The following is a 15,818-nucleotide window of genomic DNA, read 5'->3' on the forward strand; positions in this document are numbered from 1 at the left end:
GGGTCGCACCGCCTCGGTGCGAGGCGACCTCACCCTCATCACGGTGATCGCCACTGTCGCCGGCCTCGGCGACCAACAGGGCGACCGCAACCTGCAACCCGAACACCGGTTGATTCTGAAGCAGTGCCGCACACCCGTGGCGCTCGCCGAGGTCTCCGCCATGCTACGGCAACCCATTGCGGTCACGAAGATCCTCGTCGACGACCTGCTCGGCATCGGACGAGTGGCGATCCGGCCACCGCTCATTGTGGTGGCCGGCGAGGAACCGGACTTGATTCTTCTTCAGGCGGTGAAGGATGCCCTACTCAGACTCTGACGAACAGCAGACCGGGGTACCGGTGTCGGAGGCGGGGACGGCCACGGCACCCGCCGCGATGAAGATCCTGATCGCCGGCGGGTTCGGCGTCGGCAAGACCACCATGGTCGGCTCCGTGAGCGAGATCCCGCCCCTGAACACGGAGGAGCAGCTGACCGTCGCGGGCCTCGGGGTGGACGACCTCGACGGAGTGGAGGACAAGACCACCACAACCGTAGCGCTGGACTTCGGCCGGATCACGGTGAGTTCCGAGCTCGTCCTGTACCTCTTCGGCACCCCCGGTCAGGAACGCTTCTGGTTCATGTGGAACGACCTGGTGCACGGTGCCCTCGGTGCCGTCGTCCTCGCGGACACCCGGCGACTCGAGAGCAGTTTCGCGTCGATCGACTTCTTCGAGAGCCGCCGCGTCCCCTTCGTGGTCGGCGTCAACTGCTTCCACGGAATACAGGACCGCACCGTGTCCGAGGTCAAGGACGCACTCGACCTCGACCCGGCCGTCCCCGTGGTCATGGGCGACCTGCGCGAACGAGGGGCGAGCCGGGATCTGCTGCTCGCCCTCGTCAACCGGCTGATGGGCGGTCGCGTGCCGCTCCCGATCCGCCACTGACACAGCGGTGCGGTCCGGGACAGCAGCCCTGGACCGCACTGTTGCCGCACTGACGTGGCCTCACGGACGTCGAGCTTCACATCGTGGCGGGCCAGCGGCTCCGCCTTCGACGTGTCCTGCTGGACTGTGGCCGGGGCGACGCCCGATCACTTAAGGATCTTCGCCGTACACCGCGCCCTTGACCTGGACGCAGCGGCGGCCCGCGTGGACGGTGACCTGGCCGGCCCGGCGGACGTACCTCACGACTGGCAGGCCGTGCCCTCCGATGCCCACTTGGGCGTACCCCGCCCAGACCTGAGGAAGCGGTTTTCGCCCTCTCCCTGGCACAGCCCCGAGCTTGTCGCTCCTTCGACGAGATCGAAGCGCCTCGGCCTGGGCACCGAAATCCACGGGTGTTTCGATCAGCATCCGGGCAGGATGCCCCTGTGCACCCAGTCCTGTGCGGGCTCGCCGCCAACCCCGCTCTGCCCGCTGAGCTGATCGACCGGTTGATCGCCGTCGCGGACACCGCCGTCGACTCGGCGCTCGCTCTTCGCCCGGACCTCAGCCATGTGCAAATGGTTGCGCTGGCCTCGCGGGCCGACGACACCGCCGTACAACTGGCGTACGTGGGGCGGCTGACCGCCCCCGACGTCGATCCGGTGGCACAGCCGCGGGCCGCGCTCGCGCTGCTCGACAAACGTTCCGGTCGGCCGGAGTGGGCACGCCTCTTCGCGATGGATCCCGCCGTCGAGCACCGGGAGAAGCTGGCCGCGTGCCCCGGTCTTCCGCCCGATGTGGTGGAGACGCTCGCCGCCGATCCGGATGTCCGGGTGGTCGCCGAACTCGCGCTGTGGACAACGGCGGACATGGCCGCTCGGCTCGCGAGCCATCCGCATGCCGAGGTCCGCAGGGCCCTGGCCGCGAATGAAGCGACGCCGCCGGCGGTGCTGGCGATGCTGGTCACCGGCGAGGGGCTGCCTCCGGCAGAGCGGTGTCTGGTCTGCGACCGTGAAGCTACGCCCTTCGTGCATGACCAGGAATGCTCGCTGACCGACTGCGATCTGCCGCCGGGTGCCTCCTGTGACGGCTCCCACGAGTCCACCGTGCACGACATGCAGTTGGCGGCACTGCGGAACCCGGCCACGCCTGCCGGAGCTGTCGTCGGCTTCGCCGACCACCCTTCGATGCTGCTGCGCGAGCAACTCGCTGCCCGGTCCGACCTGCCGCCAGAGGTAGCGGGACGGCTCGTCGATGACCCCGATGCGGGTGTCCGGGGGGAACTCGCCGAGAACCCCTCGATCGGCGACGCCCAGATCCGCGCGCTGGCCGCCGATCACGGCTATGACGTACGGCGCAGGCTCGCGCACAATCCACGTGTACCGCTCGATGTACTGGACCAGTTGGCCGCCGAGATCAGAATCAGCTCACATCCGCTGCCGCGGATCGCCGCCGCCTCTCCGGCCGAGGTGGAGGAAATGGCCAGGTCGAAGAACCCGGCGCTGCGGATGGTCCTCGCCGAACGGCGCGACCTGCCGAACGGGATCCGTGATGCGCTGGCCCTCGACCCCGACGCCAAGGTGGTCAAGTCCATCGCACGGCATCCGGGTCTCTCCGAGGCCCAACTGCGGGCCATGGTGGACCGGCACCGAGTGCGGGTCATCGCCAAGGTGGCCGCCAACCCCGACGCGTCGGCAGCACTGCTCGAGGACCTGGCCGGGCACGAACCGCCGGGGCACAAGGTCTTCCGCGAGATCGCCCGGCACCGCAACGCGACGGCCCCGTCGCTGCTCGCCTGCCTGGCGAGCCGGGATGCCCGGAGCCTGGCAGCCGGCCATCCCGCCCTGCCTCCGCACGTCATGGTCGAACTGCTCTCGCACGACGACTGGCAGGTGGCGGAAGCCGCGGCGTCCAATCCGTCTCTGCCACCGGCCGTCATGTCGGAATTGGTGCCCGGCCGATGAGAAACAAGGGCCCGAACATCCCTGCCTGACTGGGAAACCGTCATGGAGGCGGAGAGGCCCGCCTGAACTCCGGCCTCACCGCCGGTTCTTCGAGCTCGCCTACGCAAAACCGCTCCCGCACAGGCCGTAGCGCTGCGCGGGAGCGGTTGGCGTCGGATTCCTGGCTACCGGGGCCACCGGGCCGTGTACGCGCGGAGGATCGTCTGATCCACCGTGTTGCCATGGTTGTCTACCGCCTTGGCGCGCAGCGACACGCTGCCGCCCGCCTGCGGGGTCTTGACCGAGACCTTGCCGCCGATCACCGGACGCAGGGTCCAGTGCGCGCCCTCGTCGTACGAGACGTACACGAGCAGCAAGGCGAGATGCTTGCCGGCCGCCGCGCCCTGGACGGTCACCGGGATCTTCAGGGTCGAGCCCGCGGTGGCCGTGGTGTCCGCCGCGAGCGGCGGGGCGAAGCGCACCACCGACACCGGCAGCGCGGTCTTCTCTGCGACGTTCTCCGAGCGGAACGTCCAGCTGGCGGTGACCTTGCTGGAGACCGGGGTGCCCGCGGCGCGGGTGGCCGTGGTGGTCAGCCGGTACGCGGCGGAGCGGGCCGGGACCGTGAAGGACGCGGTGCCGGTCAGCGGATCGGCGCTGGTGCCGATCTCGGTGCCGTTCCTGGTGAGCGAGGTCCCCGCCGAGGCGTACGTCAGCGGAACGGAGTTGCCGTCGCTGTCCGCGAACAGCGGGACCGTGCCGGTGATCTTGTCACCGGTGCGGGACAGCCCCTGTCCCGTACCGAGGTTCGGTCCGAACACACCGACGGCGAAGGAGCGTTGGTAGCTCTTGCCCGGCTCGTACGCCGCGTACGGGCTCACGTACTGGGCCTCGAAGAGATTGGTCGCCGTGTCGTACCGTCGGAAGTCCACCTGCCATTTGATGGCGTTGTCGGTGTTCACATAGAACTTGCCCTCGTACGGAAGGTTGCGGCTGACGATGTACGCGGCCCCGGTCGGTCCGTTGCCCGTGTCGGCCTGCAGGAACAGATAGGCGCGCTTGTTCGGGGCGGGCGAGCCGAGCCGGAGGGAGAGCGTCGCCAGGTCACCGGACTTCGGGCTGCGGATGAAGCCGTCGGTGTATCGGGTCCCCGCGGCCTGGTACGCCAGGTCGTACTCGGACGAGTCCGCGGTGTTCAGGAAGGTGGCCTGGATCCGCTGCTGAAGCTCGCCGGGGGCAGCGTCGGCCCCGAGGTGCGCGGTGCCGAAGGTGAAGGTCTTGAAGTTGGTGAGCAGCCACGCGGCACTGGTCCAGTACTCGGGCGTCTTGATCTCCGCGCCGACGTACGCCGAGAGGGCTGTCGCCTTCGGATCGGGCGGGGTGATGTCGACGGGCTTGGCCGTGCGTTCGTCGATGGTCACCTTGGTGTCGTGGTCGAGCTGCAGGTTGCCCTGGTTGATCACGTCCGCGCCGGTCCAGACGGAGCCGGTGAAGACGTAGAAGGAGGTGCTGACGAAGTAGCGACCCTTGGGCAGCCGGATGCTGTCGGTGCCGGTCACGTTGCCGAGATCGCCCCAGCGGCTCTTGCCGAGTCCGCCGACGCCCACGTAGTGGGTCTTGTAGCTCGTGGCGGGCGCGCCGTCCTTGCCGATGTGCTCGAAGGTCAGGTCGTACGACTCGATCTCGCGCTCGACGACCGCCGCCGTGCGCACGGTCTGACCGCCGCCGGTCGCCGTGACGTACGCGCTGTAGGCGCCGTCCAGCGTGCCGACGCGCGTGTCCGCGCTGACGGTGGTGGACGCCTCGCCACCGGCGGGCACGGTCAACTGCGCGTCCTCCGCGGTGAACACGCCTTCGGGCGCGGGCTTGCCGTCGGGGCCGGTGGCTGTCACCGAAAGGTCGAGGGTGACGGGCTCGGTGCCCACGTTGCGGTAGGTGAGGCCCTTGGTGAGGAGTTCGTCGTCTGTGTGCGGCCACTGCTGCCGGCCGAAGGAGAGCGAGTTCTGCTCGACGGTGACGTTCTGGTCGATGGCCCGGGCCAGGTCGATGCGGCCGGTGCCCTGCTGGAACGGGGTGTAGCCACCGGAGACCGTCGAACCGGTCAGCGTCGACTTGATCTGCTCTCCGGTCCAGTCGGGGTGCTCCTGGGCCAGAATGGCGGCCGCGCCGGTGACATGCGGCGTGGCCATGGATGTCCCGGAGAGGGCCACATAGCCGTCCGCGACGGGCGTGCCGTTCTTCGCGGCGTCACTGCCGGCCGCCGCGGCGGCGCCGATGTCCACGCCGGGCGCGGTCACATCAGGCTTGATCGCGGCATCGCCCAGTCGCGGGCCGCGGCTGGAGAACGAGGCGAGCTTGTCGGTCTTGTCCACGGCGCCGACGGTCAGCGCGGCGTCGGCGCTGCCGGGCGAGTTGATCGTTCCGGCGCCGGCTCCGACACCGGAGTTGCCCGCGGCGATGACGAACAGTGTGTCGCTCTCGGCCGAGAGCCGGTTGACCGCCTCCTCCAGCGGGTCGATTCCCGGGGTGTCGACTGTGCCCAGACTCAGGTTGACAACGTTGGCACCCTGCGCGACGGCCCACTCCATACCTGCGATGATTCCGGACGTGGCACCCGAGCCGAGGTCGTTGAGGACCTTGCCGTCAAGGATCTTCGCACCCGGTGCGACGCCCGTGTACTTCCCCGCGGACTTGGCCCCCGTGCCGGCGGCGGTGGACGCGACATGGGTGCCGTGGCCGACGCGGTCCTTGGAGTCGGGGGAGGTGGAGAAGTTCTTCTCGGCGATCTCCTGGCCTGCGAGGTCCGGGTGGGTCTGGTCCACGCCGGTGTCCAGGATGGCGATCGTCGTGCCCGCGCCGTTGTAGCCGGCCTGCCAGGCCGTCGGGGCGCCGATCTGCGGCACGCTCTTGTCCAGGTCGGCCTGGACGATATCGTCCAGCCACACGGAATCGATCCCTGACGCGGCCGTACGGTAGGGGGCGGCGCTCGCGGGCTCACTGGTGAGCGCGTCCCAGGTGGCCGTGGCGTCCTCGCGCGGGGTGGTCACGGCGTCGGCGTCGATCGAGGCGAAGGAACGCCGCAGCTTGTTGTCGCCCGCGGCGCGTACGTCCTGCCGTGCGGCGGGGCGGGCGCCCTGGTAGGTGACGATGAGCTGGAGGCCGTCGCGCTGCTGGGCCACATACTCGGGTTCGCTGAGCGTGGTGAGGTCGAAGAGCCGCCGGTCGACCCGGCCCTGCTGGACCAGGCGCTCGGCGTCGGCGGGCACGGCGTAGGTGTGGCCCTCGACGCTCTCGATCTGGATCGGGATGTCTTCGCGGCCCTCGGGTCGCTCCACGGAGACCGGCTGGCCTTCGTCGTCCACGGCGATCCGGTCGCCGGTGACGAGGGTGATCCAGTTCCGTACGGTGCTCGCGTCCGTCTCGGTCTGCACCTCCGCGGCAGTCTGCGGGGACGGTGTGGTACTCCCCGCCGCGGCTGCCGGGATCACGGCCAGTCCGGCGACGAGTGCCGTGGCCGACGCCGCGGCGACCGAAATGGCGCGTATTCGGCGCGGTCTGCTGCTCGGCTGTCTATTCAATTCCGTGCCCCTGACGAAGTCATTGTGAAGGGAAGCCTCATCGGGCTCCCGATCACACAGTATGTGCACGACAAGGGCCTTCATTCAACAGGCTTCTGATCATGGACAGTTGAGATAAATCGGTCACTTGCACGTCGACTTCAGTAAACCCGTTTACGTGTTTCCACTTTGTGAAAACAATTCAGGAGGAACGCATTATCGGTAAAAGGCATTCACGTTCTTCGCGAAGAAGCAGAAAAGGGTCGGACGAAGGAGGGACAATGGGTGGATGCGCATCCGTATCGACGCCGTCGATCTACCTGGCCTCACCTGCTCGCCCGGGGCTCCGGCCGTCAGCAACACCGTGGTCCACAGCAACGTTCACGTCGCCGTGCAGCGCCGCGACCGCCCGGCGGAGCTCCTCGACCCGCAACCCGGCGACGCCGCTTCGGCGACCTGGACACTGGAGTGCTCCGCGGCCGCCTCGCCGGCCGGCACCGAAGTGAAGGGCCCTTACGTACAGGACCGTTTGGGCCGACGTTTCATCTACTTGTCATGGGGGACGGTCGACGAGTCGGGTGTCTTCTCGATGTTCCGCCGCGCCAAGCTGATGATCGACGCCATCCCGCCCGAGGTCCTCGCCGCCGCCGCACACGACGGCCTGCTGGTCGGACGTCTCGGCCTGTCGGACACACGCGGCGGACCCCTGTGCGCGCGCGTCGAGCCCCCGCACATCACCTGGACCGCCGAGCCGGCCGCCTAGGACCTGCCCGGTCACCCACGGTCACGTCCGGCGAACCGCTAACTAAGGTAACCCTGACTTCCGATAATGTTTTGTGTGCGGCCGCAGTCCGTCACCGTGACCGGGCGACCGTACGTGCCCCTCAGTGACGGCTGCCCGCTCCGGCGGACAGTCGGGCGCTGAGCCGGCGGGGCAGCAGTCGGCCTAGCCCGGCGATGGCCTTGTAGCGCGCGTCCGGGACGCTCACCGGGACGCCACGGCGGAAGTCGCGGATCGCGGCGGCGACCAGATCTTCCGCGTCCAGCCACAGGGAGTCGGGGATTCCCGAGGTGTCCATCCGCGACCGCTCGTGGAACTCGGTGCGCACCCAGCCCGGGCACAGGGCCATCACATGGGCGCCGCTGCCGCCGACCTCCTGGCGGAGGCTCTCGCTGAAGGTGACGACCCACGCCTTGGAGGCGCTGTACGTGCCGCGGGGATAGAACGCCGCCACCGACGCGACGTTCACGACACCCCCGCGCCCGTGCTCCACCATGCCGGGCAACGCGGCACGCGTGAGGCGCAGTACGGCTTCGCAGTGCACCCGGAGCATGGCGAGTTCCTCGGACAGGTCGGTGCCGAGGAAGGCGCCGCGCTGGCCGAAACCGGCGTTGTTCACCAGCAGGTCGACGCCCTGAGCGGCCCGTTGCTCCGCCGCGAGCAGTCCTTCCTCGGCGGCGAGGTCCGCGGAGAGGATCTCCACATCGACCCCGTGGGCGGCGCGGTACTCCTCCGCGGCTCGTTCGAGGCGCTCTGTGTCCCGGGCGAGCAGGACGAGGCCGAAACCGTCCGTGGCCAGGCGCCGGGCGAAGGCCGCGCCGATTCCCGCTGTCGCTCCGGTCACCATGGCTGTGGGCATGGCCGAGAGCTTAGCCAGTTGCCCGCGCTCCCCTCCCCCGGGCAACTTCACGGTGCCCCGGGTCAGTCCCTGAGCCCGGGCAACTTCACGGTGCCGCTGGTTCAGTCCCTGAGCCGGTCGATCTGCCGGATCTTGTTGGTCGCGTCCAGGGCTGCCACCTTGTAGGACTCGGCGAGCGTCGGGTAGTTGAACACCGCATCGACCAGGTAGTCGACCGTGCCGCCACAGCCCATGACGGACTGCCCGATGTGGATGAGTTCGGTGGCGCCGGTGCCGAAGCAGTGCACCCCGAGCAGTTTGCGGTCGTCCGGGGAGACCAGGAGCTTGAGCATGCCGTGCGAGTCGCCGATGATCTGGCCCCGGGCCAGTTCGCGGTAGCGGGAGATGCCGACCTCGAACGGCACGCGCTCCTCGGTGAGTTGGTCCTCGGTCCGGCCGATGAAGCTGATCTCCGGGATGGTGTAGATGCCGATCGGCTGGAGGTCGTGCATCCGGTTCACCGGCTCGCCACAGGCGTGGTACGCCGCCGTACGGCCCTGTTCCATCGAGGTCGCGGCCAGCGCCGGGAAGCCGATGACATCACCGACGGCGTAGATGTGCGGCACCTCGGTGCGGTAGTGCTCGTCGACCGTGATCCGCCCGCGCCGGTCGGCGGACAGGCCCGCCTTGTCCAGGTCGAGTTCGTCGGTGAGGCCCTGTCGGCCCGCCGAGTACATCACCGCGTCCGCCGGGATCCTCTTGCCGCTCTCCAGGATCGTGAGCGTGCCCCGGGTGTGACGCTCGACCGCGGCGACGGTCTCCCCGAAGCGGAACGTCACGGCGAGGTCCCGCAGGTGGTACTTCAGTGACTCGATCACCTCGACATCACAGAAGTCGAGCATCCCGGCCCGCTGTTCCACCACCGTGATCTTGCTGCCGAGGGCGGCGAACATGGAGGCGTACTCCATGCCGATCACACCGGCGCCGACGATGACCATGGAGCGCGGCACCCGCTCCAGGTTCAGGACGTTGTCGGAGTCCAGGATGGTCTGCTCGTCGAACTCGACGGTCGCCGGCCGGGCCGGGCGCGTACCCGTGGCGATGACGATGTGCTCGGCGGTCAACTCCCGTTCGTGGCCGTTCACTTCTTTCAGGCCGATGGTGTGGTCGTCCAGGAAACGGCCGGTGCCCGCGAAGAGGGAGACGTGGTTGCGGGACAGCTGGCTGCGGATGACGTCGACCTCTCGGCCGACCACGTGCTGGGTGCGCGCGGTCAGGTCGGCGACGGTGATGTCTTCCTTGAGGCGGTAGCTCTGGCCGTACAGATCGCGCTGGGTCAGCCCCGTGAGATACAGGACCGCCTCGCGCAGCGTCTTGGAGGGGATGGTTCCGGTATGAATGGAGACCCCACCGACCATGTCCGGACGGTCGATGACGGCGGCCCTGCGGCCGAGTTTGGCGGCGGCGATGGCGGCCTTCTGGCCGCCCGGACCGGAACCGATGACAAGCATGTCGAAGTCAGGCACCCTCCGGAGTCTGTCAGCCCGGAGCCCTCCCCCGAAAGGGTGAACGGGTGACCGTTCACCCGGCGTGCCGGCAACTCCGTCTTCGACCCCTGCTCCGCACGGGTTCCGAGGGGGATCGTCAGCTGCCTCAAGCCGGCCGACCCACACGCCTGGAGAACATCGTCGACGGGGCCGGCGAGCACCGGGCGCATGGTCGAGCCGGCCGGCGATCACCGGCCGGCGCCCTCGCGGCCACACGAATTCCATCGGCCGACGGGCTGCTGGGTGAATCCCGCACGGGCGTCGTCGGTGTGGGCTAGATTCAGGAATCCTCGGCTCCAGCGTCTCTCGGTGAGGCCGCGTCGAGGAGAACTCCGGAGCGGCGAATGCACCAGTCCGAACTTCCCCCACTCGCTACGGCGGTGATGCAGGGGGGACTCGCCGACAGCCTCTTCGAAACCGCTCGCCGCAACCCGGAGCTCGCACAGATCGCGCGCCGCTCCGACACCTCGTCCTCGACGTGGATACCGGTGACGGCCGCCGAGCTATGGGACGAAGTGGTCGATCTGGCAAGGGGACTTGTCACGTCCGGGATACGCCCGGGAGACCGCGTCGCCATCATGGCGCGCACGCGTTACGAGTGGACCGTCCTCGGCTATGCGCTGTGGTCGGTGGGAGCCGAAGTGGTTCCGATCTACCCGACCTCCTCGCACGAGCAGGTCGAGTGGATCCTCAAGGACGCCCACTGTGTCGGCGTGGTGGTCGAGGACGAGCAGGGCGTGATGACGGTCGGCTCCGCGTGCGCCGCGCTCCCGTTCCTGCGCCACGTCTGGCAGTTGGACACCGGGGCCCTGTCGCAGCTGGCCGAGCGGGGCCGTGCGATACCGGTGACCACGATCGACTCGCTCCGCCGGATCGTGCTGCCCGACTCCACGGCGGTCGTCGCGTACACCTCCGGTACGACGGGACTCCCCAGGGGCTGTGCCCTGACCCATCGCAGCCTGGCCAGCCCCGTCGACACACTGATCGAGGGCTGGCTGCACACGGCGGCTCCTTCCGGAGAGCAGCCCTCCATGCTCGCCTTCCTCCCGTTCTCCCACGTGTACGGCCTCATGATCCAGGGACTCTGTCTGCGCGGCGGCATGCTGATGGCACACGAACCGGATGTGCGTGCGGAGGCGCTCTCGGCGGCTCTCCTTTCCTTCCGGCCCACCTATCTGTGCGCGGTGCCGTTCGTCTTCGAGAAGATCTACAAGAACTTCCTGCGTTCGGCCCAACGGGCGGGACGCGGAGCGCTGTTCGAGCGGGCCGTCCGAACCGCGCAGGACTTCGCCGGGGCCGCCGAACGCCAGCGGCTGGGTACGGGCCCCGGTCCTGGTTACGACCTGAGGCTGCAACACGCCCTCTACGACAAGACGGTCTACCGAAAGCTGCGCGCCGCCCTGGGCGGAAGGGTGTGCGGCGGGGTTTCGGGCGGCTCGCCCCTCAACCGTGAACTGGCCCTCTTCTACGCGGGAATCGGGATCTTCATCCACGACGGATACGGGCTCACCGAGACCAGCGGCGGCATCACCATGCATCCGGCGGGCCGGGAGAAGTTCGGAACCGTGGGCCGCCCTCTGCCGGGCACGGACGTCCATGTGGCCGAGGACGGGGAGATTCTGGTGTGGGGGCCTTCGGTGTTCCAGGGATACATCAACGACGCCCCGGCCACCGAGGCCGCGTTCCACGACGGTTGGCTGGCCACCGGGGACATCGGCAGTGTCGACGACGAGGGCTATCTGACCATCACCGGGCGCAAGAAGGACATCATCATCACGAGCGGCGGCAAGAGTGTGGCCCCCGCGGGCCTTGAGGAGCGTCTGCGCGTACATCCGCTGATCCATCAAGCGGTGGTCGTGGGTGACAACCGGCCTTGTGTGGGGGCTCTGATCACGCTGGATCCGGAATTCGTCACGCACTGGCAGGCGTCCCGGGCCAAGGGTGAAACCCCGGTCAGGGACGCCCGCGAGGAGAACGAACTGCGCGAGGAGGTCAGACGTGCTGTCGCCGCCGCCAACTCCACGGTGTCCCGTTCGGAATCGATCCGGGTGTTCCGTGTCCTCCCGGAGCCTTTCGACATGACCAACGGACTGATGACGCCTTCGATGAAACTGCGCCGGGATGCGATCGCGAAGCGATTCGCCGCGGAGATCGACGCGATGTATCAGACGTCCTCGCGCGTTCCCCGGGAGTACGTACAGAGCGAGCCATCGGTCTGGGACGACTCCGACAACGTGTTCCGGTGAACAGGACGCGCTCCGCCACGGCGTGGGACGTACGTGCTTCCCAGAAGTGACCTCAGCGGGGTCACGCGGCTCCTGACTTCCGGCTGCTTCGTGGTGTTCATGGGGACACTCTGCGCCGAGGGAACCGGGGCAACCAGATCCCTCCGGTGAGCAGGACCGCGGGTCCTGGTACTGATGCCACCAGCGTCGGCGGGAATGCGCCTGGACGAACTGACCATGGGCCGCAGGGCGCCCGAACGTTCCCCGCCCGGCCGACGTCATAGCGGTAGCCGTTTTCGAAGGGACTGCAGCCATGACCGCCCCACGCATCACCTCACGATCCCTGCCCGCCGCCGCGCTGATCGGGGCGCTGCTGTACGCGACCGCCGCTTGCGGATCCGAGGCGTCGACGTCCTCCGGATCCGGTGGGAAGGCCGCGGCGAATCCCTCTACGGAGCGGAGCACGACGAGTTGGGAGGAGCCCGCCTCGTACGTCTACACCATGACGTCGAGTGAAGGCGAACGGAGCCTGATCGGGACGTTCCGGGTGACGGTCCTGGACGGCAAGGTGACAGCGGCCGTTGGCCTCGACGACAGCGGTCGGCAGGTCGTGGAGCATTCGCTCAGTGAAGTACCCACCATCGGCGGGCTGTTGGCCGAGCTGGAGCGGGCTCGGCGTGACAACGCTGACAAGGCGGAAGCGGAGTACGCGCCCGACGGACACCCTGTCCGGATCTCTCTCGACTGGGAGAGCAACGCGATCGACGACGAAGCCCTGTACGTCATCAGCGCCTACGAGCCGAGCGACGGCTGACGCCCGTGCCACTCACCGGGCACGGTCCGTCAGAAGCCGCACCCGCGCGCCCTGTTCACGGCACGAGGACGATCTTGCCGGTGGTGCGCTTCTCCTCGATCGCGCGGTGCGCGGCGGCGGCTTCGGCCAGCGGGTAGGTGCGGTGGACGGTGACTCGCAGCCGGCCCGCCTCGATGCGTTCGGTGACCCGCTCCAGTACCTCACCGGAGGGCTCGGCCGTGACCCAGACATAGCGCAGACCGCGGGCCGTGGCCTGGGCCTCGTCCGTTCCGGGGTCGATCGACGCGCCGATGAGCAGACCGCCCGGCCGCAGGACATCGAGGGAGCGCGGTCCGTAGGAACCGCCGACCAGGTCAAGGACCGTGTCCACCGGGGCCACGGCGGTCCGGAAGTCGGTGGCGGTGTAGTCGATCAGTTCGTCGGCGCCGATACCGCGCAGGAACTGGTGGTTGGCCGCGCGGGCCGTGCCGATGACGTGTGCGCCGAATTCCTTGGCGAGCTGCACCGCGACATGGCCGACGCCGCCTGCCGCCGCATGGATCAGTACCCGGTCGCCTGGCCGGACCCCGGCCAGCACGGCCAACGCCTGCCAGGCGGTGAACGCGACCAGGGGCACGGCCCCGGCGTGCACCAGATCGAGATTCTTGGGCCGGGGAGCCAACGCGTCGGCCGGCGCAGCGGTGTACTCGGCGTACGCGCCACGCCGCGAGACCGGCAGCATGCCGTACACCTCGTCACCCGGCTCGAAGCGCGTCACGCCCTGGCCCACCCGCTCGACGACACCGGCCACGTCGTTGCCCGGCGTCCACGGCAGGGTGACAACCCCCGGCACGCGGCCCGACCGGAGAACCGTGTCACCCGGGTTGACGCCGGCACCGGCGACCCGCAGCAGCACCTCCCCCGGGCCGGGTTCCGGTACGTCGGTCTCCTGGTACGTGAGCACCTCCGGACCACCGAACGCGGACTGGACGATGGCATGCATACGGACGGACATCAGGACTCCTCGTCAGGGGGCTCGGCACGTCCATGATCCGCCCGGACGACAACCAGGCGGCATGAATCACCCTTGCTCGACCGGCAATCGACGGCCCGGAACCGGCGGAACGCGGACGACGCACCCTGCCCGGGCAGAAGCCCCGATCCTGCTCCTAGGCAATCCACCGTAGCGCCGGAGGCCCAAAGCCGCGGGCACTCCGCCGAACACATGGGCGGCGAGGTCGACTACCGGTTCGACGTCGTGGCCCGCCTGTCGGCGCTCTGGTGGATCAGGCCTGGGCGAGTTCGGCCAGGGCGTCGAGACGGGTGGGCGTCCAGCCGAGCTCGCGGCGGGCCCGGGCGCCGCTGAACTGCTGGTCGAGGGCGAATGCCTCGGCGATCGGGCCCATCCGCCGCACGGCCTCCTCGACGGTCAGCGACTCGATCCGGTCCGGGCATCCGGCGGCGTGGCTGAGGGCCCGGGTGATGTCCGCCAGCGGAAGGTTCTGGCCGCTGACACCGGCGTACACGGAACCGGCCGGGGCGTTCAGGGCCAGGACGTACAGCTCGGCGATGTCGTCGACGTGGACCAGCGCCCAGTGGTTGGAGCCGTCCCCGATGCAGGGCACTGCACCTGCGGTGCGCCCCGGCTCGACGAAGAACGACTGCGCCAGACCGCCGGAGCGGCCGTAGACCAGCCCTGGCATCACCACCACCGGGTGCCCTCCGGTGGTGGCCCGGGCGAGTACCCGCTTCTCGTTCTCCAGCCGCCAAGCGGTGATACGCGGCGGGCTCAGCGGGGCCTCCTCGTCGACGACACCGCCGGTGTCGCCATACACCCACACCCCGCCCGTGTGCACATAGGGGCCGCTGCCCACGCCGTCCTGCAGTGCCTGAGCCGCTGCGCGGTCGACGTCCGCGGTGCCCTCGGCGTACTCCACCCCGAGGTGGATGACCCCGTCGGCCCGGCGGGCCGCCTCATGGAGGACATCGGTGTCGGTGAGCGACCCCGTAACCGGGGTGGCACCAAGGTCCGACAGGGTGCGCGCCGCGTGCTCGCTGCGCGCCAGCGCCGTCACGCCGATGCCGTGCCGGGTCAGGGCCCGGATGGTGGAACGGCCGAGGTAGCCGGAGCCGCCTGTGATGAAGATCTGCATCGCTCTCACGGTCCTTGTGGGTGGAGGAGCGGCGGGAGGTTCCGCCGCTCCTCCACCCTGGACCCGTGCCGCGGTCGGCGTCCAAGACCTCTTCCGTCAGCGGTGATGCCTCCAGGGCATCAGCGCTGGGCAGCGGCGATATCGGCGAACTCCGGGAGCAGCGGGGAGCGGCGGTCGGCGCTCCAGGCAAGGCAGACCTCGTTCGGGCCGATGTCGTCGATGGGCACATGCGCGACATCGGTGTGGGTGTAGTAGGTCGCGGTGGACAGCGGCAGGACAAGGACGCCGCCGGACGTCGCGACGTGTTCCAGCTTCTCCTCGACAGTGGCGAACGAAGGCCGCGGTCCGGCTTCCTCGCCGCCGGTCCGCTCGGGGAGGTCACGCCACTCGGGGACGGCGTCGGGGTCCTGCAGCAGCCGCTCGGACGCCAGATCCGCGATGACGATGGACTCCTTGCCCGCCAGCCGGTGGTCCGCCGGCAGTACGGCGACGCGGGGCTCCCGGAAGAGCGGGCGCAGCTCCAGGCCGCGATGGTCGACGGGCAGCCGTACGAAGCTCACGTCGAGAAGGCCCTCGTGCACCCCCTGGACCTGGTCGCCCCAGGAAGTGCGCACCACCTGCACACTCAGCTCGGGATGTCTGGCGGAGAAGGCGCGCACCGCGCCCGTCACGGTGATCCCGGGCATGAAGCCGACCGTGAACGCCGAGGATCCGTGGGCGGCCTGCTGGACCCGGCGGCGCAGAGCCTGCGCGGAGGCGAGCAGGGGGCGGGCGTCCTCCAGCAGTTGACGGCCGGCGGCCGTCAGCTCGGTGGTCTGCTTGTTCCTGGTGAACAGTTGCGCCCGCAGCTCCTGCTCCAGCGCGCGGATCTGCCGCGACAGCACCGGTTGCGTGATGTGCAGCCGCGCGGCGGCCCGGCCGAAGTGCAACTCCTCGGCCACCACCACGAAGTAGCGCATCTTGCGCAGATCGACATCCACGAGATCTCCCACCGTGCAGAAGCCACGTTCCAGCCTAGTTGCCCGGGACAGCACGGGAGGATTTCGGCGAACGCACCGCCGGCCAACCCCCTGGAGCGG

The 15,818-nt window shown here is 69.2% G+C and carries 12 protein-coding genes; 6 read left to right on the forward strand and 6 right to left on the reverse strand.

What is annotated here, in order from left to right; translation table 11 throughout:
- Positions 1-16: 16 nt before the first annotated feature.
- From AB0N66_RS14715 to AB0N66_RS14725, 3 genes are all read left to right on the forward strand, one after another.
- Complete coding sequence (locus tag AB0N66_RS14715) at positions 17-316, forward strand: DUF742 domain-containing protein (RefSeq protein WP_365433658.1); 300 nt, start codon at positions 17-19, stop codon at positions 314-316.
- Between the two features lie 58 nt (positions 317-374).
- Positions 375-923 (forward strand): ATP/GTP-binding protein, encoded by a 549-nt coding sequence (locus tag AB0N66_RS14720; protein ID WP_365433661.1) that lies wholly within the window; start codon positions 375-377, stop codon positions 921-923.
- Between the two features lie 425 nt (positions 924-1,348).
- Positions 1,349-2,866: a hypothetical protein gene (locus AB0N66_RS14725; protein ID WP_365433435.1), complete on the forward strand. Its 1,518-nt coding sequence runs from the start codon at positions 1,349-1,351 to the stop codon at positions 2,864-2,866.
- A gap of 164 nt (positions 2,867-3,030) precedes the next feature.
- On the opposite strand, the gene AB0N66_RS14730 is transcribed toward AB0N66_RS14725, so the two are convergent.
- A complete protein-coding gene (locus AB0N66_RS14730; RefSeq protein ID WP_365433438.1) occupies positions 3,031-6,423 on the reverse strand; it encodes a S8 family serine peptidase in 3,393 nt (1,130 codons plus the stop codon).
- 268 nt (positions 6,424-6,691) lie between these two features.
- Between AB0N66_RS14730 and AB0N66_RS14735 the strand changes: the two genes are divergently transcribed.
- Positions 6,692-7,165, forward strand: coding sequence for a DUF5990 family protein (locus tag AB0N66_RS14735; protein WP_365433441.1), 474 nt, complete (start codon positions 6,692-6,694; stop codon positions 7,163-7,165).
- 121 nt (positions 7,166-7,286) lie between these two features.
- Here the strand turns inward: AB0N66_RS14735 and AB0N66_RS14740 are convergent, their stop codons facing one another.
- Together AB0N66_RS14740 and sthA are read right to left on the reverse strand one after the other, a co-directional pair.
- Positions 7,287-8,042 (reverse strand): SDR family oxidoreductase, encoded by a 756-nt coding sequence (locus AB0N66_RS14740; RefSeq protein WP_365433444.1) that lies wholly within the window; start codon positions 8,040-8,042, stop codon positions 7,287-7,289.
- Between the two features lie 101 nt (positions 8,043-8,143).
- Complete coding sequence (sthA, locus tag AB0N66_RS14745) at positions 8,144-9,547, reverse strand: Si-specific NAD(P)(+) transhydrogenase (protein WP_365433447.1); 1,404 nt, start codon at positions 9,545-9,547, stop codon at positions 8,144-8,146.
- 365 nt (positions 9,548-9,912) lie between these two features.
- On the opposite strand from sthA, the gene AB0N66_RS14750 reads away from it, so the two are divergent.
- On the forward strand, positions 9,913-11,814 hold the full coding sequence (locus AB0N66_RS14750; protein ID WP_365433450.1) for an AMP-dependent synthetase/ligase: 1,902 nt from the start codon (positions 9,913-9,915) through the stop codon (positions 11,812-11,814).
- Between the two features lie 292 nt (positions 11,815-12,106).
- A complete protein-coding gene (locus AB0N66_RS14755) occupies positions 12,107-12,607 on the forward strand; it encodes a DUF6174 domain-containing protein (RefSeq protein WP_365433453.1) in 501 nt (166 codons plus the stop codon).
- 55 nt (positions 12,608-12,662) lie between these two features.
- On the opposite strand, the gene AB0N66_RS14760 is transcribed toward AB0N66_RS14755, so the two are convergent.
- The 3 genes from AB0N66_RS14760 to AB0N66_RS14770 all read right to left on the reverse strand — a co-directional run bounded on the left by AB0N66_RS14760 (position 12,663) and on the right by AB0N66_RS14770 (position 15,719).
- Positions 12,663-13,601 (reverse strand): NADP-dependent oxidoreductase, encoded by a 939-nt coding sequence (locus AB0N66_RS14760; RefSeq protein ID WP_365433456.1) that lies wholly within the window; start codon positions 13,599-13,601, stop codon positions 12,663-12,665.
- Positions 13,602-13,872: 271 nt separating this feature from the next.
- On the reverse strand, positions 13,873-14,739 hold the full coding sequence (locus AB0N66_RS14765) for an NAD-dependent epimerase/dehydratase family protein (protein WP_365433459.1): 867 nt from the start codon (positions 14,737-14,739) through the stop codon (positions 13,873-13,875).
- 119 nt (positions 14,740-14,858) lie between these two features.
- Positions 14,859-15,719: a LysR substrate-binding domain-containing protein gene (locus tag AB0N66_RS14770; protein WP_365433462.1), complete on the reverse strand. Its 861-nt coding sequence runs from the start codon at positions 15,717-15,719 to the stop codon at positions 14,859-14,861.
- Positions 15,720-15,818 lie beyond the last annotated feature (99 nt).

The sequence above is a fragment of the Streptomyces sp. NPDC093544 genome, assembly GCF_040683495.1.
GTDB lineage: Bacteria > Actinomycetota > Actinomycetes > Streptomycetales > Streptomycetaceae > Streptomyces.